The sequence below is a fragment of the Allobosea massiliensis genome, assembly GCF_042655245.1.
Classification (GTDB): Bacteria; Pseudomonadota; Alphaproteobacteria; order Rhizobiales; family Beijerinckiaceae; genus Allobosea; species Allobosea massiliensis.
Genome location: NZ_JBHSLU010000082.1, coordinates 346,090 through 367,495 on the forward strand (window position 1 = coordinate 346,090; position 21,406 = coordinate 367,495).

Consider the following 21,406-nt stretch of genomic DNA (forward strand, 5'->3'; position numbering starts at 1 on the left):
GCGACCCTCCATCATCATGAAGTGATCGGCCGCCACATCGACCTGTCGCGCGCTCTCACCGGCCCCGTGAGAAGACGTTGGCGTCTTCTTACCCCTCGTCCTTGCGTAGCGGGCTGACAAACGCCGGTACGCCGCTGATCGGCAGGAACTCCTCGTTCTTCTCGGCCTTGGGCGGCTTGGTCCGCATTTCGTGCTCGGAGCCGGATTGGGAAGGCATGCCCTTGTTGGACGGCTGGACGATGGTGCCGGCTTCGTTGTCGACCTCCATGGGCGCGTCGCGATCGTTGGTGCGCGCAGCGAAGACATCGTCGCGGCCCGCCGCGTCCTGGGCTGCCACATCCCGAGCCTGCAGGAGCGAGGAGACCTGGCCGGCGGCCTCGCGCAGAAAAGGCGGCAGTTCGCCCTCCTCTTGCAGATAGCGCTCGACGTCGCCGCGCGGGCGACGCGCGGCCATGGCGAGCGCCGCCAGCCAGTCCTGGTCCGGATGGCGGCGCTGCAAGGCGAGGGCAAGCGCCGGCCCGGTGGCGGGCAGATCCTGCGCGCTGTCGGTCATGGGGCTCGTCTCCTCTACGATGGCCTTGGGCAAAAAGGCGGCTCAGGCCGCCTTCTGCGCCTTCGCATTGGCGCGGGTTGCGGCCAGCTTGCTCAGCAGCTCGTCGGTCTTCTTCTCCTCCGCCAGCGTCTCGTCGAGGAGCTTGGCGGCGTCCTTCATGCCGAGTTGCATCGCCAGCGCCTTGAGCGTGCCGTAGCGGGCGATCTCGTAATGCTCCACCGCCTGGGCCGAGGCGATCAGCCCGGCGTCGAGCGCCTCGCTGTCCGCATACTCCTCCATGACCTCCTTGCCCTCCTCAAGGATGCCGACCATCGCCTCGCAGGTCTTGCCGCGGGCAGGGACTTCGCAGAGTTCGAAGACCTGCTCAAGGCGCTCGATCTGGCGCTCCGTCTCGTCGCGATGCGTCTCGAAGGCTTTCTTGGATTCAGCATCCTTAGCGGCCTTCGCCATCTTCGGCAGCGCCTTCAGGATCTGCTTCTCGGCGTAGTAGGTGTCCTTGAGCTGGTCGATGAAGAGGTCGTGCAGCGTCTTCGTCTTGGTGGCCATGGGGCATCTCCAGGTGAGGGTGTGCACCGTCAACCGGCCGTCATGGACATCGTTCCGGCGAGGAGGCCAAAGAAAGGCCCGGGGGGCGAGAAGGCCGGGCGCACGGGTCAAAGCTTTGACCCTCGTCTTCCTCCTTGGCAGGTGGGCCGGCCGGCTCCGGCGAGGTGCGCCGCACGCCTCTGCAGCGGTCACTCGGCGGTCGGCGCCAGCGTCTGCGCGACACTGTCCCGTTGCCGGCGCGACATCAGCTTCATGGCGAGGATGAAGCTGGCGAGCACGAGGCAGATCCCGTTGGTCAGGATCAGCGGCCATTCCGACTTGCCGATGCCATAAGCCAGCCAGAGCGCGAAGCCGCAGCAGGTGATCGCATAGGTCGGCGTCGAGAGCGCCGAGACGTCGCGCGTCTTCAGCACCCGCCAGGCTTGCGGGACAAAGCTCACTGTCGAGCACAGCGCCGCGCCGTAGCCGATGAATGACAGCCAGTTCACGCCTGCTCTCCCCCACCGGCCACGATGCGCAGATGCGGGGCAGCTCTCGTCGCCGTGGCTGGTGCCTGTCGGGTATCTCCCGGCAGCGCATCGAGAAAGCGTTCGAGCCGGGACAGGAAGGCGGCCGGCGCCTGGAAATGCGGGAAGGCGCCGGTGTCGAAGGCGGAGATCTCCCAGTTGGGCTTTCCCATCGTCCACCCGGCCTCGCTGAAGTCGCTGAACGAGCCGCGCGTGCCATGAGCCAGCCAGACCGGCAGTTCCAGCGCTTCGTAGACGTCGCGGATGTCAGGCGAGAACAGCTTGCCCGACGCGAAGGCGAAGGCTGCGAACGCGGCCCCCGGCTGGTGCGCGCTCTGCCAGGCGTAGTCGACCAGCCCGGGATCGGGCGGGCCGCCGAAGGTCCGCCGCAGGAAGAACCGCATGCTGGGCCGGCTGACGAGCAGGCCGAACAATCCGCTGCGCCAGAGTGGCGCGGTCAGGGCCTTCTCCAGGGCCGTGCGAGGGCGAGCTTCCGGCATGCCCCCGCGGCGGTGCTGGGCGCCGGCTTCGAAGCCGGTCGGCGTGACGAGGGCGAGACCGGCGAACAGATCTGGCTGCTGCAGCGCCGCGCGCGCCAGGAACTCGGATGAGAGCGACAGGGCCAGAGCGGCGACGGGCCGACCATCGGACATCGCCTGAACGGCCCGCACCGCGGTCAGGATCGCCTCAACATAGCGCTCGACCGTATAGATGTCGGGCCCCCGGCTCGACAGGCCGAAGCCTGGCAGGTCGAGCGCGAAGACACGCCGTCGTGCTCGCAGCGCCTCGAAGATCGGCTTGACCTCATAGCTCGAGGCGGCGGCGTTGACGCTGTGGACGAGCAGGAGAGGGGGGCCTGCGCCATCCTCCAGAAGCGCCAGGCTCCCGTCGCCCCGGGGTAGCGCATGGCGCTGGCACGGCATCGGCAGCGGCAGGGAGGGCGAGACCGGGTCCGCAGCGCCGGCGGGTGTGGAAGGATCCGGCATGGGCGAAGCGTCCTCTGGTTCGATGGCACATCAATGAGCCGAACCCGCCATGGTTCCCGATCGGGCCGGAACTGCCCCGGCGCCGGAGGGTTGCCCTTCATCAGTCTCCTTGAGGCCAACGCCAGAGAAAGGCTCTTCCATGACGGACGCCAACCCGCCGCAGACGCAATCCCGCCAGCCCGGCAGCGAGGCGCAGATGTCGCCGCGCCCGCAATCCGAGCCGCGCTTTCCCGGTGTCGGTCGGCTGAAGGAGAAGATTGCACTCATCACCGGCGGCGACAGCGGGATCGGTCGCGCGGTTGCCCTCGGCATGGCGCGGGAAGGCGCTTCCGTCGCCATCGTCTATCTCGATGAGCACGACGACGCGAAGGAAACCGTCCGGCTGGTCGAGGCGGAGGGCGGGAAGGCCCTCGCGCTGGCTGGCGACATCGGCGACGAGGCCTTCTGCGGGGAGGCCGTCTCCCGGACGATCGAGACCTTCGGGCGGCTCGACATCCTGGTGAACAACGCCGCCGAGCAGCATGTCGTGGAAGAGCCGCTTGAAATTCCGCCGGAGCAGCTCGAACGGACCTTCCGGACGAATGTCTTCGGCTATTTCCACATGACCAAGCACGCCCTGCGGCACATGCGGAAGGGGAGCGCGATCGTCAACACCACCTCGGTCACCGCCTACAAGGGCAAGGACACGCTGATCGACTACGCCGCGACGCGCGGCGCGATCGTCGCCTTCACCCGATCGCTGGCGCAGGCGCTGGCCGAGAAGGGCATCCGCGTCAATGCCGTCGCACCGGGGCCGATCTGGACACCGCTGATCCCGGCCTCCTTCGCTGAGGAGCAGGTGGCGCAGCACGGATCGAGCGTTAAGATGGGCCGGCCCGGCCAGCCCAACGAGGTCGCCTCCTGCCATGTCTTCCTGGCCAGCGAGGAGGCGTCCTACATGTCGGGCCAGGTGCTTCACCCCAATGGCGGGACGATCGTCGGCTCCTGAGCGAGATCACGCGTCTCCGCCAGCATCGCGGCGACGAGGCCGAGTGCGGACAGGATCGTCGCGCGGATGAGAACGTCCGGCGCCGCTTCCGGCCAGCGCTCGCGCCGATGCCGCGTCAGGCCCGCGACAGCGCAGGCGATATCGACGAGCCCGACAGGGTTGCCATCCTCGTCGCATGAGGGACCGAGCACGCCCGTCACCGCGATCGCGATCGCGGCGCCGGAGCGGTCGCGGGCGCCTTCGGCCATCAGCCGCGCGACGGTTTCGGTGACCGCGCCCAAGCGCGTTTGGAGCGTTTCGGACGGCAGGCCCAGCATCCGGACCTTCGCGTCCTTGCTGTAGCAGACGAAACCGCCCTGAAGGGCCGAGCCGGCGCCGTCACCGGCGGCGAGCGCACCGGCCAGTCACCCCGCGGTGCAGGATTCCGCCGTCACCAGCCGCCATCCCGCTTCGGAGAGCAGATCGAGTACGCCCTGGGCTGCGGCCACGACTGCCTCGTCGCTGGTGTCGGTCGGCAGGGTGGAAGTCATGACCTGGCCTCGCCGGTTTCGTGCGGGGCCGCGTTCGGAGTGGGCTCGGCCGCCGCCAGGGGCCGGCTGAGCCAGGGCGAGCCGGCCAGCGCGAACCGCCAGGGACGCTCCCGCTCCCGGCTGATGCCGATGCGTCGCCCCGTCAGGACCAGCGGCTCAACGGCGCGGTCCAGCAGTGCGAAGGGAGCGGCTGTCGCATTGGCCCCGTCATGGGCGATGTCGATGGCGAGCGCCTGGGCAAGCCGCCCCGGCCCGTCGGCGAGTTGATCGCTGCGCCCGCGCCGTAGGCGCATCAGGTCGAGGCCCCATCGCGGCTCGATGGCGCGGATCAGCACGGCGCCGGCATCGCGCGCGACGATGTTGAAGCACCAGTGCAGCCCGTAGGAGCGGTAGACATAGACAGCGCCCGGCCCGGCGAACATCGAACGGTTGCGCGGTGTCAGACCCCGGAAGCTGTGCGAGGCGGCATCGTCGCGCGCATAGGCTTCGGTCTCCACGATGATGCCGCCGACATCCTCGCAGAGCAGGGCAACACCGACTAGCCGCCGGGCCAATTCCCAGGCGGTGAGATCGAGTTCCTCCCGCCGGAGGCGAGCCGCATGGCCATGCGGCCCGCGACCCGCTCGTGTCAAAGGTTCGTCGTCGGCGTCGTCCATGACGGCCTCCGGTGGGGACGGCCTCAGCGCGCCGACCAGACGCCGAAGACGAAGCCGGCCGCGACGGCCCAGCCCAGCGCCCGCAGGGGGCGGGCCTGGATCTCCTCGAGCAGCATCTGCTGCCATTCGCCGGCACGGTCGCCGACGGCCCGGCCGAGTTCCTGCGTGTCGATACCGACCTGCGCCGCGCCCTCGCGCACTGTCTCGTCCGCCCGCCCGCTTCGGCCGGGTTCGCGGCCGACATCGGAGGGGCCCGTCGTGTTGAAGTCGTTCAGCATCTCGCTCTCCTGAAGGGCTGCTCCGGCAGGGGCCGGGTCTCATGACAGCAACGGCTGGAGCGGGCTCCGGTTCGACGCGCCGTGCCGGCCTGTGAGCGTTCTGGCGCGGGGCCCTGCACCCGGGTCGCTCGGCACCCGATGGAACCCACACGGCGCCGGGCCGTTCCTCATCACGATGAAGGATCTGACCCGTGATGCCCTGGCGGTGTCTGAACCAAGAGTTTCTCGTTCCATGGCGGCATCCGCTCAGGACCATCGAAAGATCTGGCGCAATCCACGCCTGTATTATCTCCACCCGAGGCTCGCCGGAGCGCCGGAGAGCTGGGGTGATCACGCCGCGCGCGCAAAAGATCTGGGATTTGACCACGTTCTTCTGGCCTGGCCGTTCTCGGACGGGCGTGATCTGTTTGCGACGACCGATCTGGATCGGATCGCCGGACGGGATGCGGCAGTGGTCCTCGCGACGCTTGTGGAGCGTTGCCGCAATGCCGGATTGACGCTCTGGATGGATGTCGCCCTCACGCGCGTCGAGGCGCAGGGCTCGCTGGCCGCCGCCTTGCCGGGTTGCTGGCGACAGCCGCACCGAAACGGACTCGATCCCCGCACGGATCTCCAGCGTCCCGCCGCGGAGGCTGCCTTCGACGATCCGGACGGATCGCGGCGCCTCGTTGCATTCTGGGCAGGCCAGCTCACGCGCTGGGCCGAATGCGGCGTCGAGGGCTTCCGCTGCCATGACGCTGCATCGGCGCCGCTCGATGTCTGGCGGGACTGCCTTGCGCCGCTTCGGCAGAGCCAGCCTGACGTCGTGGCCTGGGCCTGGCTGCCCGAGGCGACGTCCCAGGAGAGGGCGTCGGTGGCAGATGTGTTCGATGCCGTTTCGGCGCCGGTCGCGGAGGGCCGCAGCGTCACCGACCTTATCGAGCATTGTCAGGCGCTCGGCGAAACGCAGCGCCTGATCGGTTGTCCCGAAAACCCGTTCGCGGCGCGCCGACCGGCCGCCGCGCCCGTCAATCCCGAGCGCGGACGCCAGGCCGCGATGATGGCCTCGGCTGTGCTCGCCGACGGCTGGCTGATGCCCATGGGGTTCGAGTACGGGCTTGATACCCCCTTTCTTCACGTCGAGCCGGACGACGTCTCGTTGGACGGCGCAGAGACGTCCAGCGGCTTCACTGCGGCCGTACGCGCCGCCAACGAGGCCGCTGCTGCCCTGCCGCAGGGCGCCGAACGGTCCATGCGCCTGCTTGCTGCGAGCGGGCCTTCTGCCATCGTTCTGCGACGCGCCGGTGCGGTTGCACGCCTAGCCCTTCTGAACACGGATCGCGTCAACGCGGCCACGCTGGACGGCAGACTGAGCGCCGCTGGTCTGGGCCTCGCAGCCCGCGACGCGAAGGCCATCGAGCTGCCTCCGGCTTGGGGCATGGTTCTCGATCTTGGGGAGGCCGATCCCGTACGAGGATCCGCCCCCGCTGGTCCGGAGGATCGCGCGCAGCTTGCAGGCGCGCGCATCGCCATCGAGGCGGTTTCGCCCGCGGTCGATGGCGGGCGCTTCGCCGTCAAGCGCCGCGCCGGCGAGACGGTGCAGATCACCGCCGACATCTTCAGCGACGGTCATGAGGTTCTGGCCGCGGAACTGCTTTGGCGCGCTGAGGACGAGCCGGAATGGTCGCGCGCGCCGATGCATCTTCGGGTGAACGACATCTGGGAGGGGCGGTTTCCGCTCCTGCGGGTCGGCCGCCATCTCTTCGCGATCCAAGCCTGGTGGAGCGAGTTCGGCACCTTCCGTCGCGACCTGGCCAAGAAGCGCGAGGCCGGCCTCGACATTGCGCTGGAGATCCGCGAGGGGCGCCTGATCCTCGAGCATTTTGCGCAGGGCGCCGCTCTGGCGGATCGCGATGTGATCGAGGCGCATCTCGCCCGTCTCGGCGCATCGCAGGCCGAGGATGCGGCGGTGCTACTCGCCGATGCGCTGAACCTCGCGATGACACGCGCCGATCCGCGCCCCCATGCCACAGGCCGCGACAGGGTCTACCCCGTCGAGGCCGACCGCGAGGCGGCATCGTTTTCCAGCTGGTACGAACTCTTCCCGCGCTCGATCACCGACAGCCCGGCGCGCCACGGGACCTTCCGCGATGTCATCGGCCGCCTGCCGGCGGTGAAGGCGATGGGCTTCGATGTGCTCTATTTCCCGCCGATCCACCCGATCGGGAAGACGAACCGCAAGGGCCGCAACAACACGCTGACGCCCGCCGCGGACGATCCGGGCAGCCCCTATGCCATCGGGTCTGCAGACGGCGGCCATGACGCGATCCATCCCGAACTCGGCAGCCGCGAGGATTTCCGCGAGCTGGTCAGGGCGGCGGCGGAGCACGGCCTCGAAATCGCGCTCGACTTCGCGATCCAGTGCTCGCCCGACCATCCCTGGCTCGAGGAGCATCCGGGGTGGTTCCAGTGGCGGCCGGACGGCTCGATGCGCTACGCCGAGAACCCGCCGAAGAAGTATCAGGACATCGTCAACGTCGATTTCTATGCGAAAGACGCCGTCCCCGGACTGTGGCTGGCGCTGCGCGACGTCGTGCAGGGTTGGGTCGACGAGGGTGTGCGGATTTTCCGCGTCGACAACCCGCACACCAAGCCCTTCCCCTTCTGGGAGTGGCTGATCGCCGACATCCGCTCGCGCGATCCGGGCGTGATCTTCTTGGCCGAGGCCTTCACGCGGCCCAAGGTGATGTACCGCCTCGGCAAGGTCGGCTTCTCGCAGTCCTACACCTACTTCACCTGGCGCAACAGCAAGGCCGAGCTGACCGAGTATCTCACCGAGCTGAACGAGGTTCCGGCGCGGGACGTGTTCCGCCCGCACTTCTTCGTCAACACGCCGGACATCAACCCGGTCTTCCTGCAGCGCTCGGGCCGGCCCGGCTTCCTGATCCGCGCCGCGCTGGCAGCGACGCTGTCCGGGCTCTGGGGCGTCTATTCCGGCTTCGAGCTCTGCGAGGCCGCCGCGATCCCGGGCAAGGAAGAATATCTCGACAGCGAGAAATACGAGATCAAGCCGCGTGACTGGCAGGCTCCCGGCAACATCATCGCCGAGATCACCCGGCTCAACCGGATCAGGCGCAGCGAACCGGCCCTGCAGAGCCATCTCGGGCTGACCTTCTACAACGCCTTCAACGACAACATTCTCTACTTCGGCAAGAGGGCGGGCGCCGACGGCGACATCGTCCTCGTTGCCGTCAACCTCGATCCTTTCAACGCGCACGAGGCCGGCATCGAGGTGCCGCTCTGGGATTTCGGTCTGCCCGACCATGCCTCGGTGGCGGTCGAAGACCTGATGCGCGGCCACCGCTTCCACTGGCACGGCAAGTCGCAGTCGATCCGCCTCGACCCGCGCGATCTGCCCTTCTCGATCTGGCGCCTCAGCGCCCCGACAGGTTCCCAATGACCATGGCCGAAGGCATCGTCCGTCCCGCAGCCGATGCGCGCGATCCGCAGTGGTACCGGGACGCGATCATCTACCAGCTCCATGTGAAGTCGTTCCACGATGCCAATGGCGACGGCATCGGGGATTTTCCCGGCCTGATCGCCAAGCTCGACTACATCGTCTCGCTCGGCGTGAACGTGATCTGGCTGCTGCCGTTCTACCCCTCGCCGCGGCTGGACGACGGCTACGACATCTCCGAATACAAGGCAGTCCATCCCGATTACGGCACGATCGCGGATGTGAAGCGCTTCATCCGCGCGGCCCATGACCGCGGTATCCGGGTCGTCACCGAGCTGGTTATCAACCACACCTCCGACCAGCATCCCTGGTTCCAGCGCGCGCGACTGGCGAAGCCCGGCTCGCCGCACCGCAACTATTACGTCTGGTCGGACAACGACCAGCTCTACTCCGGCACGCGCATCATCTTCCTCGACACCGAGCGCTCGAACTGGACCTGGGACGCGACGGCCGGCGCCTATTTCTGGCACCGCTTCTATTCGCATCAGCCTGATCTCAACTTCGACAACCCCGCCGTGATCAAGGCCGTGCTCGGCGTGATGCGCTTCTGGCTGGATCTCGGCGTGGACGGTCTGCGGCTCGACGCGGTGCCCTATCTGATCGAGCGCGACGGCACCTCGAATGAGAACCTGCCCGAGACCCATGCGGTGCTGAAGCGCATCCGCGCCGAGCTCGACGCCTCCTTCCCGGACCGGATGCTGCTGGCCGAGGCCAATATGTGGCCCGAGGACACGCAGGCCTATTTCGGCGATGGCGACGAATGCCACATGGCGTTCCACTTCCCGCTGATGCCGCGCATGTACATGGCGATCGCGCAGGAGGACCGCTTCCCGATCACCGACATCATGCGCCAGACCCCGGACATTCCCGAGGGCTGCCAATGGGCGATCTTCCTGCGCAACCATGACGAGCTGACGCTCGAAATGGTGACCGACAAGGAGCGGGACTATCTCTGGAACTTCTACGCCACCGACAAGCGCGCCCGCATCAATCTCGGCATCCGGCGGCGGCTCGCGCCGCTGCTGGAGCGCGACCGCCGCCGCATCGAATTGATGAACAGCCTGCTGCTCTCCATGCCTGGCACGCCGGTGATCTATTACGGCGATGAACTCGGCATGGGCGACAACATCTTTCTGGGGGATCGCGACGGCGTGCGCACGCCGATGCAGTGGTCGCCGGATCGCAATGGCGGCTTCTCCCGTGCCGACCCGGCGAGCCTCGTCCTGCCGCCGATCATGGACCCGCTCTACGGCTTCGAGGCTGTCAATGTCGAGGCGCAGGCGCGCGATCCGCATTCGCTGCTGAACTGGACGCGGCGCATCCTCGCCGTTCGCAAGGAACATCAGGCCTTCGGCCGCGGCAGCCTGCGCTTCCTCTATCCGAAGAACCGCAAGGCCTTCGCCTATCTGCGCGAGCATGACGGCAAGACCATCCTGTGCGTCGCCAATCTCTCGCGCTCGGCGCAGGCTTTCGAACTCGACCTGTCTGAGTTCGCGGGGCGCCACCCGGTCGAGATGCTCGGCAATTCGGTCTTTCCGGCGATCGGCCAGCTCACCTATCTGATCACGCTGCCGCCCTATGGCTTCTACTGGTTCGTGCTGGCGCAGGACGCGCAGGTGCCCTCCTGGCACGCGCAGACGCCCGAGCCGATGCCGGACTACACCACCTTCGTGCTGCGGGGCGGCCCGGACGAGATGATCACGCCGCAATCGCGGCGCGAATTCGAGACCGCGATCCTGCCGCCCTACCTCATGAAGCGGCGCTGGTTTGCCGCCAAGGACCGGGCGCTCGACGAGACGAAGGTCGCCTTCACCGCCCGCATCGGCAGCGGCCGCGAGGCCGCGCTGATGGCGGTCGAAGTGCGCCATGACGGCGGCATCGAGCGTTATCAGTTGCCGCTCGGCATCGGCTGGGACGACGAGATCGCCGCGGCGCTGCCGCAGCAGATGGCGCTCGCGCGGGTCCGGCGCGGCCGTCGCACCGGCTTCCTGACCGACGCCTTCTCGCTGCCCTCCTTCATCCACGAGCTGCTCGCGCTGCTGAAGGCGGGCGCGACCGTGGACAGCACGGGCGGCCAGGTCGAGTTCCGCCCGACTGCGGCCTTCGACGATGTGCAGATCCAGCCGGAGGATCCCGTGCGCTGGCTCTCGGCCGAGCAGTCGAACTCTTCGGTCATCATCGACCACAAGGTGATGCTGAAGCTGTTCCGACGGCTGGCGCCGGGGCGCCATCCCGAAGCCGAAATGTCGCGCCTGCTCACCGACCGCGGCTTCCGCAACGCACCTGCTCTGCTGGGCGAGATCGTCCATGTCCCCGACGAGGGCGAGGAGGAGGTCATGGCGGTGGTACAGGCGTTCATCCCCGGCGAAGGCGATGCCTGGGAATGGACGGCCGCCTATCTCGGCCGCGTCATCGACGAGATGCTGCGCGAGGATGTCGATCTCGCGAGCCAGCTCGCCATTTACGAGGCGTTTTCACGCAGCCTGGGGCAGCGTCTGGGCGAGATGCATGTCGTGCTGGCGCAGCCCAGCGACGACCCGGCCTTTGCGCCGGAAACCGCCGACGCCGCACAGGTCGAACGCTGGCGCGAGCGCATCCGCGGCCGGGTCGAAGCGGCTTGCACCCATCTTGAGAAGGCGGCCCCGACTCTGCCGCCGGAAGAGCAGGCGATGGCGGAGCGTATTGTCGCCCGCCGCGCCGACATCCTCGGCCTCGTCGATCGTCTCTGCCGGGCGGGACAGGGCAGCCTGCTCCATCGCGTCCATGGTGACTTCCACTTGGGCCAGGTGCTGGTCGCGAGCGGCGACGTCATGATCATCGACTTCGAGGGCGAGCCGGCCCAGCCGCTGTCCGAGCGTCGGGCGAAGGACAGCGGCTGGCGCGATGTCGCCGGCATCCTGCGCTCGCTCGACTATGCCATCGCGGCCGGCGCCCGCACCGTCGCCGCCTCCGGCCCGGCCGGGCGATACGAGATGCTGGCCCAGGCTTTCTCCGCCGTGATGCCGGCGGCGCTGCTCGCGGGCTATCGCGAAGCCACCGCCGACGGATCGATCGCTGAGGTCAAAGAGGAGGGCGCGGAGCTGCTCGACCTCTTCATGATCGAAAAGGCCGCCTATGAGGTCAATTATGAGGTCGGCAACCGTCCCGACTGGCTCGCCGTGCCGCTACGCGGCCTGACCGACCTGCTGGAGCGGCTGCTGCCGGAAGGAGAGCGGCATGAGTGAGGCGTTCGTCGAGCGGGTGCCGCCGCTGCCCATGGATACGGCCACCGCGCTCGCGCAGGGTCGGTGGGGCACACCTGCCGCCGTCCTCGGCCCGCATCAGGGGCCGGCCGGCCGCTATCTGCGGGTCTTTGTGCCGGGTGCCGAAAGCGTCGCTGTGCGCCAGGAGGACCGCGACGATGTCCATCTGCGCCCGGCCGAGCCGGAGGGGTTGTTCGTGGGCGACCTGGCAGACGGGCCCTATCGTCTCGCCATCCGCTGGCCCGGCGGCGAGCAAGTCACCGAAGACCCCTACGCCTTCGGGCCGCTGCTCGGCGATCTCGACCTGCATCTGATCGGCGAGGGGCGCCATCTCGAACTGGCGCGGGCGCTCGGCGCTGAACCCTGTACCGTCGAAAGCGTCCGGGGCGTGCGCTTCGCCGTCTGGGCTCCGAATGCGCGCCGCGTCTCCGTCGTCGGCACCTTCAACAGCTGGGACGGCCGCCGCCATCCGATGATCCGTCGCGGCGAGGGCGGCGTCTGGGAGCTCTTCGTGCCGCGGCTCGGGAGCGGGGAACTCTATAAATACGAGATCATCGACCGCGACGGTCATCTCCTGCCGCAAAAGGCCGATCCCTTGGCGCGCGCGGCGGAACTGCCGCCGGGAACCGCCTCGATCGTGCCGAGGCCCGCATCGCACAAGTGGGGGGACGAAGCCTGGATGGCCACGCGGGCAAGGCGACAAGCGCCAAATGCACCGATCTCGATCTACGAGCTGCATCCCGGCTCCTGGGTGCGTGGCCCTAATGGGGACATGCTGGACTGGCGCAATCTCGCCGACCGGCTGGTGCCGTACGTCAAGGCGATGGGCTTCACCCATGTCGAGCTGATGCCGGTGGCCGAACACCCTTTCACCGGTTCCTGGGGCTATCAGCCGCTCGGCCTTTTCGCACCGACCCGCCGCTTCGGCGAACCGGAGGATTTCGCTCTCTTCGTCGAGGCCTGCCACCGGGAGGAGATCGGCGTCATCGTCGACTGGGTGCCGGCGCATTTCCCGTCCGACGCGCATGGCCTCGCCCGCTTCGACGGCACGGCGCTCTACGAGCACGAGGACCCGCGAGAGGGCTTCCACAAGGACTGGAACACGCTGATCTACAATTTCGGGCGGCGCGAGGTCTCGAACTTCCTGATCGCCAGCGCCCTCCACTGGCTCGAGCATTTCCATGTCGACGGGTTGCGGGTCGATGCGGTGGCCTCGATGCTCTATCGCGACTACAGCCGCCAGCCGGGCGAATGGGTGCCCAATCACCTCGGCGGGCGCGAAAATCTCGAAGCGGTCGCCTTCCTGCGCGAACTCAATGCGCTGGTCGCGCAGCGCCATCCGGGCGCGATCATGATCGCGGAGGAATCGACCGCCTGGCCGGGCGTGACCCGGCCTGCGGCCGAAGGCGGCCTCGGCTTCTCCTACAAATGGAACATGGGCTGGATGCACGACACGCTGCATTATCTGCAGCGCGACCCGCTCTATCGCCGCCACCACCATGACGAGATGACCTTCGGGCTGGTCTACGCCTTCTCCGAGCGCTTCGTCCTGCCGCTCTCTCATGACGAGGTCGTGCACGGGAAAGGTTCGCTGCTGGAGAAGATGCCAGGCGATCTCTGGCAGAAATTCGCCGGTCTGCGCGCCTATTTCGCCTTCATGTGGACCCATCCCGGCAAGAAGCTGCTATTCATGGGCGGGGAGATCGCCCAGCGCCGCGAATGGAATCATGACGGCGAGATCGACTGGGATCTGCTGAAAGACCCGCTGCATCGCGGCATGCAGGCATTGGTCGGTGATCTCAACCGGCTGTATGCCGCTTCGCCGGCCCTTCATGAGAGCGATGCCGAGCCGAGCGGTTTCCGCTGGCTGGTCCAGGACGACCGCGAGAACAGCGTCTTTGCGTATCTGCGCCAGGCACCGGGCGAGAAGCCCGTGATCACCGTCGTCAACCTGACGCCCGTGCCCCGCTGGAACTACCGCATCGGCGTTCCGCAGGCGGGAGGGTGGCACGAAATTTTCAACAGCGATGCCGAGTCCTATGGCGGCTCCGGCGTCGGCAATGGCGGCTGGGTCGAGGCGAGGGCTGAGGGACTGGGCGGCGAGCCGGCCTCGATCGAGATCGTGATCCCGCCTCTCGGCGCGCTGGTCTTCGTGCCGGACGGCGCCTAGGTCGCGCCGCGCTTGGGAGGTCGCCGCCGCGTGGGCGGCTACCGCTGCCGCAGCGCCGCCACGGGCAGCACCGCGAGCGCATCGGCAACGGAGAGACCCGCATCGCCCGCGATAATCCGGCGGCCTGTCAGCACATCCTCCCACTCGCCCGTCATCGGGAGAACGACGCCCTCCCAATGCGGCCCGAGCGGCAAGGCCGCGGCCGCTTCGCCACCTGCGATGCGGGTCGCGATCACGAGAAGCGCCTCCGCGCCGACACGGCGCTCGAAGCCGAAGAGATCGACCGAGCGCTCTCCCCGAAGCTCAAGCGGCTCGTAGCTCCCCTCCGCATAGAGGTCCGGCGAGGCGGCACGGTCGGCCAGCAGCGCGGTCATGATGCGCTGCTTGATCCGCCCGTCCGGCCAGGTGGCGAGCAGGGCAGCGGCATGGGCGTCGTCATCCAGCGCGCGGGCCCTGGCATCGTAGTCCACCGCGCGGCGGTTGTCCGGATCGACCAGCGAGAGATCCCAGAATTCGGTCCCCTGATAGACATCGGGAACGCCGGGCAGCGTCAACTTCAGCGCCGTCCGGCTCAGGCCGCGCACCATGCCGCGCTGCGCGAGGTCTCGCGCCAGGGGCCGGTAGGTCTCGAGGAAAGAGCTGCCTGCTGCGAGGGCGCCGGCGATCAGATACTTGGCGGCCTGCTCATAGGCCTCTTGGGGATTGATCCAGCTCGTCTTGCGCTTGGCCTCGCGCAGCGCCTTCTCGACCCAGCCCTGCATGCGCTCGCGGAACGCGTCGAGCTGCGGGGCATCATCGGACTCGAGAAGCTCGACCGGCCAGGACGCCAGCATCTGCTGCAGGATCAACTGCCGGTCATTCGCATCCGGCCGGGTGCGGTCGGGCGCCAATTCCAAGCTGAGCGCGTGCCAGCGGCTGCTCGCTTCGGCCCAGCGCTGCGGCATCTCGGTCAGGGACAGGAGCCTGGCGCGGCCGTCCTCGCCGCGCTTGGTGTCGTGCGTCGCGGTCGCGATCATCGCATGCGGCCAATCGCGATGCCGCTGCGCATTGGCCGCGTGGAACGCCTCCGCCGAAACGCCGTGATGGTTCGGCTCGCCGCCGACCTCGTTAAGGGCGAGCAGCGGGCCATAGCGGTAGAACAGCGTGTCCTCCAGACTCTTGGCGGTGACCGGGCCGCTGAGCTGCTGGAAGCGGCGGCGAAAGCGCGCCAGATGCTCGGCCGGCGGCGGTGCGGTCATCATCCGGTCCGCCTCGCCGAGCAGCAGCGCGGCCACGAAGCGATGCAGCGAGGTATCCGGCATAGGGGTGCCGGCGATCGCGGCCGCCACCGTCTCCTCGATCAGCGTCCGGTCCTCCGGCGAGGGCTCGTTCGAGATATAGCTGCGGTAGACCGGCAGCCGCTCGATGATCTCGGTCAGAACCTGACGCATGGCGTGGACGGTGTAGTCGCGGCTGCGTCGGTCGCCATGGGCGAGCCGAGCGAGGTCCGACACCAGCACCTCGAGTTCGCTGGCGAAGCTCGCATGCAGCGTCTCGCGCTTCGCCCGTCGCAGCAGTTCCTCGAACCCATCCTGCTGGCGCGTGATCTCGCGATAGCTTTCCTCGATCGCGGCCGCTCCGGCCCGGTCGAGCAGAATCCCGTCGATCAGGTTGAGAACTTCGTATCCGGTCGTGCCGGAGATCGGCCAGGGGCGCAGCGTCTCACCATGGCCGAGGATCTTCTCGACCAGGATGTAGAAGCCGGGCCCGACCTGCGCCTGCAGCTCCCGGACATAGCCTTCAGGATCGGCGAGGCCGTCGATGTGGTCGATCCGCAGCCCCTGAATGCGGCCGGCCCTGACCAGATCGAGGATCAGCGCGTGCGTTCGCTCGAAGACCTCGGGCTCCTCGACCCGCACCCCCGCCAGCGTGTTGATGTCGAAGAAGCGGCGGTAATTGATGTCGCTCGCCGCGACACGCCAGTTCGCCAGCCGGTAGCTCTGCATCTCCAGGATGCGATGCAGCGTGTCGAAGCTTTCCCGGATTCCCTCGGCGCCGTTGACGAGATCGAGCGCCCGCTCGGTGGCCTCCGCCAGCTCCGGGGACTCGGCGAAAACCTGCTCCAGCCGCTGCTTGAGCATCTCGCATTCCGCCACGAGGCCATCGGGGCTCGCGCCGCTGGGATTGTCCGACAGCGCGCGCAGTCGGGACGAGATCGCCAGCAGCTCCCGGTAATCAGGCCGCTCATGGTCGGCCACCAGAACCAGCACCCGGTCGAGCAGGATCGGATAGCTGAGCGGGCTGATCGGAAAGCGGTGCTCGAAATGCCAGATGCTGAAGCCGCCGCCGCTCTCGTCGCGCTTCAGCGTCAGTTCACCCTCTTCCAGCGCGTCGCCATAGCGCTTGCCGAGGAAGGGCAGCACCAGCTTGCCGTTGGCGCCGAGCCGCTCCCAGTCGATGTCGAAGGCGATGGCGTGCGGCGAGAGCTGGCCCCATTCGATGACCGAGAGCCACCACGCGTTGTCGGCGCCGCCGATGCCCATATGATTGGGGACGATGTCGAGGATCAGACCGAGACCGTGCTGTTTCAGCGCGTCCGAGAGGCGCAGGAAGCCCTCCTCGCCACCCAGTTCCGGATTGATCCGGGTGTGGTCGACGATGTCGTAGCCATGGGTCGAGCCCGGCCGCGCTGTCTGCACGGGCGAAGCATAGACATGGCTGATGCCGAGCCTTGCGAGATAGGGCAGGATCGCGACCGCATCGTCGAAGGTGAAGCCGGCATGGAACTGCAGGCGGTAGGTCGCACGCGGCGGCGGCGCGGCGAGCGCGTTGGCGTTGCGGGCTTCTCCGCTCGGGTCGCGAGACAGGGCGCTCTCCTGATCCGTTTTCATGAGCGGGCCGCCAGAAACGCGCCGGTCCAGGGCCGGAGGCGGATATCGGCTCCGATCTCGATGCCGGGGCTGGCCCAGAGAACGCTCGACGAGCCGGGACCATCCACGACCACCTCGCCTTCGCCGAAATGCGCCACGAAACGCAGCCTTCCGCGCTCGAAATCCCAGCTTATGTCGAGCGTGTCAGGCGTTGGGCGTCGGCAGGTCGCGCCGTGAAACCTCGTCTTCGTCAGTGTCACCACCTGCTCGCGACGCAGATCGAGCAGGGCCTTCGTCTCCGTCAGAATTTCGGCATGGGGAGATCGCGCGATCTCCGTCCAGTCCAGCCGTGAGCGGGCGGCCGTCTGCGGGTCGGTCGGGTCCGGTACTTCCTCCGCAGCGAAGCCGCCGAAGCCGCCGAATTCCCGACGCCGCCCGTCCCGCACGGCACGCGACAGCTCAGGATCGGCGAAATCGACGAAATACTGGAAGGGCGTCGAGGCCTGCCATTCTTCGCCCATGAAGAGCAGCGGGATCTGCGGTGCGAGCAGCAGGCCCGCCCGCGCCAAGGCGAGTTTCGAAGGTTGCGTCAGGGCGTCGATGCGCTCGCCCTGAGCCCGGTTCCCGACCTGGTCGTGGTTCTGCAGGAAATTGACGAAGGCCGAGGGCGGCAGATGCGCGGACGGCTCGCCACGGACCGCGCCCTCATGCGCCGAGAACTCGCCCTGGAAGGCAAACCCCTCGGAAAGGCAGCGGCCGAGATGGCCGGCGGCGTCTTCGTAGTCGGAATAATAGCCATCGCTCTCGCCCGTCAGCAGCCGGTGCCAGGCGTGATGCGTGTCGTCGGTCCACTGTGCGTTGTGCAGGATCGGCCGGCCGGTCTCGGCGCGCGCGAGCCAGCGCGCCTCGTTGGCGGCATTTTCCAGAACCAGATGGATTTCGCGGCCCGGCAGCCCCTCGCGGACGCGCTCGGCCAGCTCGCCGATGACGTGCCGGCTGCTGTCGTCGGCGATGGCGTGAACGGCGTCGAAACGCAGGCCGTCGAAATGATATTCCTCCAGCCAGTAGAGCGCATTGTGGACGAAGTAGTCGCGCACCACGGCCGCGGCCTCGCCGTCGAAATTGATGCCGGCGCCCCAGGCCGTTTCGTGGCGCTCGGTGAAGAAGGAGGCGGCGTAGTTGGGCAGGTAGTTACCCGACGGGCCGAAGTGGTTGTAGACGACGTCGAGGAACATCATGATCCCGCGGCGATGCGCCTCGTCGACCAGCCGCTTGAGGTCGTCGGGCGTGCCATAGGCGTGATCGGGTGCGTAATGCAGCACACCGTCATAGCCCCACCCGCGGTTGCCCGGAAAATCCGCCACCGGCAGCAATTCGAGCGCGGTGATCCCGAGGTCGCGCAGATGGTCGAGCTTCGCCGTCAGGGCCGCGAAGGTGCCTTCCGGTGTCGCCGTGCCGACATGGGCCTCGTAGAGCACCGCCTCTTCCCAAGGGCGCCCGCGCCAGTCGCCGTCGCTCCAGATGAAAGCTGCCGGGTCGACGACCTGGCTCGGCCCGTCGATGTCGTCCGGCTGGTAGCGTGAGGCCGGGTCGGGGATCGAGAGCCCCCCTTCGATGCGGTAGCGATAGAGCGATCCAGGGCGCGCCTGCGGATCGAGCAGGCGGTGCCAGCCTTCGGCCGCCGCGGCCATGGGCCGCTCGGCCCCGTCGATCAGCAGCGTGACCTCGCGGACCGAGGGCGCCCAGAGCGAGAATTCGACACCCCCCTCGGTGATCCGGGCACCGAAAGGCATGGTGTGGGCGCGGTGCATGGAGAGCGATCCTGTCGGGCTGGTGGAGCCCTCTTGGCTCCGACCAGACCAACACGGGATCGCTGGCCGGGTTCCGCGCTTGTCGCCTCAGGCCTTCGCGTCGCGGGCGCCCGCCCAACGCTGCAGCGTCGGGCGGTGCCGCAGGAAGCGCAGATAGAGCCATTCCAGCGCCGCTCCGACATGGCGATTGCGCGCGGCGAGGCCCAGCGGGCGCAGCAGCGGAATCGCGCGCCACATCGCGGCGAAGGCGGCGGCGCCCGAGAGCAGCACGCCGTTTTCCCGCGCGTGGAAACGGGCGAGCAGGGCTCCCCGGTCGAGCGGGCAGTCGGTCTCGGGCGAGGCGACGTCGAGGAAGGTGATGCGGCCGGCGCGGTCGAGCCGCTTCATCGCCGCGATCTCGCGGCGGCAGAGCGGGCATCCGCCATCGAACCAGACGACCAGATCTGTCATGCCCGTCGATATTGGTCTCGCGCGCCGCCGCTGCAAGCGCGCGATACACCCCTGGGCGCCGATGCCGCAGGCGGGATGGCAGGGCAGGTCGCCAGACGGCACCCGCCACATGAAAATCCCCGCGCCGCCAGGCGCGGGGACAGGGTATCGCTGGAGCCGTCGGAAAGGCTCAGTTGAGGTCGAAGCGGCCGGCGTTCATCACCTTGGTCCAGGCGGCGACGAAGTCCTTCACGAACTTCTCCTGGCCGTCGTCCTGGGCATAGACCTCGGCATAGGCGCGCAAGATCGAGTTCGAACCGAAGACGAGGTCGACGCGCGTCGCCGTCCACTTCACCGCGCCGCTCTTGCGATCGACGAGGTGGTAGAGGTTCTTGCCGACCGGCTCCCAGCGATAGGCCATGTCGGTCAGGCCGACGAAGAAGTCCGTCGTCAGCGCACCCGTGCGGTCGCTGAAGACGCCGTGCTTCGTGCCGCCATGGTTGACGCCGAGCGCGCGCAGGCCGCCGACCAGCACCGTCATCTCCTGTGCCGTCAGGCCGAGCAGCTGGGCCCGGTCGAGCAGCATCTCCTCGGGGCTGACGGTGTAGTCCTTCTTCAGCCAGTTGCGGAAGCCGTCGGCGAGCGGCTCCAGCGCCTTGAAGGAGGCCACGTCGGTCTGCTCCTGCGTCGCGTCGCCGCGACCGGCGGCGAAGGGCACCGCGACATCGAACCCGGCCGCCTTCGCCGCCTGCTCGACCGCATGGCTGCCCGCCAGCACGATCACGTCGGCGACACTGGCGCCGGTCTCGGAAGCGATGCCTTCCAGCACGCCGAGCACGCGCGAAAGCCGCGCCGGCTCGTTACCCTCCCAGTCCTTCTGCGGGGCGAGGCGGATGCGCGCGCCGTCCGTGCCGCCGCGCATGTCGGAGCCGCGATAGGTGCGGGCGCTGTCCCAGGCCGTAGCGATCATGTCGGCCGCGGAGAGGCCGCAGGCCGCGATCTTGGCCTTGACCGCAGCCACGTCGTAGTCGCGTCGGCCGGCGGGAACCGGGTCCTGCCAGATCAGATCCTCGGCCGGAACGTCCGGGCCGAAATAGCGGATTTTCGGCCCCATGTCGCGATGGGTCAGCTTGAACCAGGCCCGCGCGAAGGTCTCCGAAAAATAGGCGTGGTCGCGGTGGAAGCGCTCGCAGATGGCGCGATAGGCCGGGTCCATCTTCATCGCCATGTCGGCATCGGTCATGATCGGCATGACGCGGATCGACGGATCCTCGACATCGACCGGCATGTCCTCCTCGCGGATGTTGATCGGCATCCACTGCCAGGCACCGGCGGGCGACTTCTTCAGCTCCCACTCATAGCCGAAGAGCAGGTCGAAATAGCCATTGTCCCACTTGGTCGGATGGGTCGTCCAGGCGCCCTCGATGCCCGAGGTCACGGTGTTGCGGCCGACAGAGCGCGTCTCGTGGTTCATCCAGCCGAGACCCTGCTCGGCGATGTCGGCGCCCTCCGGCACGGGGCCGAGCTTGGCGGCGTCGCCATTGCCATGGGTCTTGCCGACGGTGTGGCCGCCGGCCGTCAGTGCCGCGGTCTCCTCGTCGTCCATCGCCATGCGGGCGAAGGTCTCGCGCACATGCGCCGCCGTCCGCAGCGGGTCGGGCACGCCGTTAACGCCCTCGGGGTTCACATAGATCAGCCCCATCTGCACCGCGGCGAGCGGGTTCTCCATGGTGGAGGCGTCCATGATATCTTCGTAGCGGCCGTCGGAGGGCGCCAGCCACTCCTTCTCGGCGCCCCAGTAGATGTCCTTCTCCGGGTGCCAGATATCCTCGCGGCCGAAGCCGAAGCCGAAGGTCTTCAGTCCCATCGACTCATAGGCGATGTTGCCGGCGAGGATCAGCAGGTCGGCCCAGCTGACCTGGTTGCCGTACTTCTTCTTGATCGGCCAGAGCAGGCGGCGGGCCTTGTCGAGATTGGCGTTGTCCGGCCAGGAGTTGAGCGGCGCGAAGCGCTGGTTGCCGGTGCCGCCGCCGCCGCGGCCGTCGGCGAGGCGGTAGGAGCCGGCCGCGTGCCAGGCCATGCGGATGAACAGGCCGCCGTAATGGCCCCAATCGGCCGGCCACCATTCCTGGCTGTCGGTCATCAGCGCATGCAGGTCGCGCTTGAGCGCCGCGACGTCCAGCGTCTTCAGCGCCTCGCGATAGCTGAAGCCCTTCAGCGGGTTGGTCTTGCTGTCGTGCTGGTGGAGGATGTCGAGGTTGAGCGCGTTCGGCCACCAGTTCATGGCCATGCCGTCGGCCCGCGTGTTCGCGCCGTGCATCACCGGGCATTTGCCCTTCGGCGCCGTGTTCAATCCGTCCATTGCA

The 21,406-nt window shown here is 68.1% G+C and carries 16 protein-coding genes; 4 read left to right on the forward strand and 12 right to left on the reverse strand.

Going from position 1 to position 21,406, the window contains the following annotated elements:
* Nucleotides 1–88: 88 nt before the first annotated feature.
* The 4 genes from ACFPN9_RS23950 to ACFPN9_RS23965 all read right to left on the reverse strand — a co-directional run bounded on the left by ACFPN9_RS23950 (nt 89) and on the right by ACFPN9_RS23965 (nt 2,591).
* Nucleotides 89–553 (reverse strand): hypothetical protein, encoded by a 465-nt coding sequence (locus ACFPN9_RS23950; RefSeq protein WP_066735574.1) that lies wholly within the window; start codon nt 551–553, stop codon nt 89–91.
* A gap of 42 nt (nt 554–595) precedes the next feature.
* Nucleotides 596–1,099, reverse strand: a complete 504-nt coding sequence (locus ACFPN9_RS23955; RefSeq protein ID WP_067987728.1) for a YciE/YciF ferroxidase family protein — start codon at nt 1,097–1,099, stop codon at nt 596–598.
* A gap of 188 nt (nt 1,100–1,287) precedes the next feature.
* Nucleotides 1,288–1,587 (reverse strand): SemiSWEET family sugar transporter, encoded by a 300-nt coding sequence (locus tag ACFPN9_RS23960; RefSeq protein WP_377817730.1) that lies wholly within the window; start codon nt 1,585–1,587, stop codon nt 1,288–1,290.
* Complete coding sequence (locus ACFPN9_RS23965; RefSeq protein ID WP_377817731.1) at nt 1,584–2,591, reverse strand: alpha/beta fold hydrolase; 1,008 nt, start codon at nt 2,589–2,591, stop codon at nt 1,584–1,586. The genes ACFPN9_RS23960 and ACFPN9_RS23965 overlap by 4 nt, the downstream gene beginning before the upstream one ends.
* Nucleotides 2,592–2,730: 139 nt before the next feature.
* Here ACFPN9_RS23965 and ACFPN9_RS23970 point away from each other — a divergent pair, with 139 nt between their 5' ends.
* Entirely contained in the window at nt 2,731–3,579 is an 849-nt protein-coding gene (locus ACFPN9_RS23970) for an SDR family oxidoreductase (protein WP_377817732.1), read from the forward strand.
* On the opposite strand, the gene ACFPN9_RS23975 is transcribed toward ACFPN9_RS23970, so the two are convergent.
* The 4 genes from ACFPN9_RS23975 to ACFPN9_RS23990 are packed head-to-tail and all read right to left on the reverse strand — an operon-like array spanning nt 3,546 to nt 5,043.
* On the reverse strand, nt 3,546–3,983 hold the full coding sequence (locus tag ACFPN9_RS23975; protein WP_377817772.1) for a CinA family protein: 438 nt from the start codon (nt 3,981–3,983) through the stop codon (nt 3,546–3,548). The genes ACFPN9_RS23970 and ACFPN9_RS23975 overlap by 34 nt on opposite strands.
* On the reverse strand, nt 3,984–4,109 hold the full coding sequence (locus ACFPN9_RS23980) for a hypothetical protein (RefSeq protein WP_377817733.1): 126 nt from the start codon (nt 4,107–4,109) through the stop codon (nt 3,984–3,986).
* Entirely contained in the window at nt 4,106–4,765 is a 660-nt protein-coding gene (locus tag ACFPN9_RS23985) for a DNA-3-methyladenine glycosylase (RefSeq protein ID WP_377817734.1), read from the reverse strand. The genes ACFPN9_RS23980 and ACFPN9_RS23985 overlap by 4 nt, the downstream gene beginning before the upstream one ends.
* 23 nt (nt 4,766–4,788) lie before the next feature.
* Nucleotides 4,789–5,043 carry a hypothetical protein gene (locus ACFPN9_RS23990; protein WP_066735543.1) on the reverse strand — a complete coding sequence of 85 codons (255 nt, stop codon included), beginning with the start codon at nt 5,041–5,043 and terminating at the stop codon, nt 4,789–4,791.
* 451 nt (nt 5,044–5,494) lie between these two features.
* Here ACFPN9_RS23990 and ACFPN9_RS23995 point away from each other — a divergent pair, with 451 nt between their 5' ends.
* The 3 genes from ACFPN9_RS23995 to glgB are packed head-to-tail and all read left to right on the forward strand — an operon-like array spanning nt 5,495 to nt 13,951.
* Complete coding sequence (locus ACFPN9_RS23995; RefSeq protein ID WP_377817735.1) at nt 5,495–8,482, forward strand: maltotransferase domain-containing protein; 2,988 nt, start codon at nt 5,495–5,497, stop codon at nt 8,480–8,482.
* A complete protein-coding gene (gene treS, locus ACFPN9_RS24000) occupies nt 8,479–11,763 on the forward strand; it encodes a maltose alpha-D-glucosyltransferase (protein WP_377817736.1) in 3,285 nt (1,094 codons plus the stop codon). Before ACFPN9_RS23995 ends, treS begins: the two co-directional genes overlap by 4 nt.
* Entirely contained in the window at nt 11,756–13,951 is a 2,196-nt protein-coding gene (glgB, locus tag ACFPN9_RS24005) for a 1,4-alpha-glucan branching protein GlgB (RefSeq protein WP_377817737.1), read from the forward strand. The genes treS and glgB overlap by 8 nt, the downstream gene beginning before the upstream one ends.
* Nucleotides 13,952–13,989: 38 nt before the next feature.
* On the opposite strand, the gene treY is transcribed toward glgB, so the two are convergent.
* The 4 genes from treY to katG form a co-directional block, all read right to left on the reverse strand.
* Nucleotides 13,990–16,821, reverse strand: a complete 2,832-nt coding sequence (gene treY, locus ACFPN9_RS24010) for a malto-oligosyltrehalose synthase (protein ID WP_377817738.1) — start codon at nt 16,819–16,821, stop codon at nt 13,990–13,992.
* Complete coding sequence (treZ, locus tag ACFPN9_RS24015; RefSeq protein WP_377817739.1) at nt 16,818–18,611, reverse strand: malto-oligosyltrehalose trehalohydrolase; 1,794 nt, start codon at nt 18,609–18,611, stop codon at nt 16,818–16,820. Before treZ ends, treY begins: the two co-directional genes overlap by 4 nt.
* 87 nt (nt 18,612–18,698) lie before the next feature.
* Complete coding sequence (locus ACFPN9_RS24020) at nt 18,699–19,061, reverse strand: thiol-disulfide oxidoreductase DCC family protein (protein WP_067987764.1); 363 nt, start codon at nt 19,059–19,061, stop codon at nt 18,699–18,701.
* A 169-nt stretch (nt 19,062–19,230) separates the two neighbouring features.
* Complete coding sequence (katG, locus tag ACFPN9_RS24025; protein ID WP_377817741.1) at nt 19,231–21,402, reverse strand: catalase/peroxidase HPI; 2,172 nt, start codon at nt 21,400–21,402, stop codon at nt 19,231–19,233.
* Nucleotides 21,403–21,406 lie beyond the last annotated feature (4 nt).

Bases quoted from the DNA above. Each gene is read 5' to 3' on its own strand.
- ACFPN9_RS23950 (WP_066735574.1), bottom strand. From the start codon at position 553: ATGACCGACAGCGCGCAGGATCTGCCCGCCACCGGGCCGGCGCTTGCC.
- ACFPN9_RS23955 (WP_067987728.1), bottom strand. From the start codon at position 1,099: ATGGCCACCAAGACGAAGACGCTGCACGACCTCTTCATCGACCAGCTC.
- ACFPN9_RS23965 (WP_377817731.1), bottom strand. From the start codon at position 2,591: ATGCCGGATCCTTCCACACCCGCCGGCGCTGCGGACCCGGTCTCGCCC.
- ACFPN9_RS23970 (WP_377817732.1), top strand. From the start codon at position 2,731: ATGACGGACGCCAACCCGCCGCAGACGCAATCCCGCCAGCCCGGCAGC.
- ACFPN9_RS23980 (WP_377817733.1), bottom strand. From the start codon at position 4,109: ATGACTTCCACCCTGCCGACCGACACCAGCGACGAGGCAGTCGTGGCC.
- ACFPN9_RS23985 (WP_377817734.1), bottom strand. From the start codon at position 4,765: ATGGACGACGCCGACGACGAACCTTTGACACGAGCGGGTCGCGGGCCG.
- ACFPN9_RS23990 (WP_066735543.1), bottom strand. From the start codon at position 5,043: ATGCTGAACGACTTCAACACGACGGGCCCCTCCGATGTCGGCCGCGAA.
- treS (WP_377817736.1), top strand. From the start codon at position 8,479: ATGACCATGGCCGAAGGCATCGTCCGTCCCGCAGCCGATGCGCGCGAT.
- glgB (WP_377817737.1), top strand. From the start codon at position 11,756: ATGAGTGAGGCGTTCGTCGAGCGGGTGCCGCCGCTGCCCATGGATACG.
- treY (WP_377817738.1), bottom strand. From the start codon at position 16,821: ATGAAAACGGATCAGGAGAGCGCCCTGTCTCGCGACCCGAGCGGAGAA.
- treZ (WP_377817739.1), bottom strand. From the start codon at position 18,611: ATGCACCGCGCCCACACCATGCCTTTCGGTGCCCGGATCACCGAGGGG.
- ACFPN9_RS24020 (WP_067987764.1), bottom strand. From the start codon at position 19,061: ATGACAGATCTGGTCGTCTGGTTCGATGGCGGATGCCCGCTCTGCCGC.
- katG (WP_377817741.1), bottom strand. From the start codon at position 21,402: ATGGACGGATTGAACACGGCGCCGAAGGGCAAATGCCCGGTGATGCAC.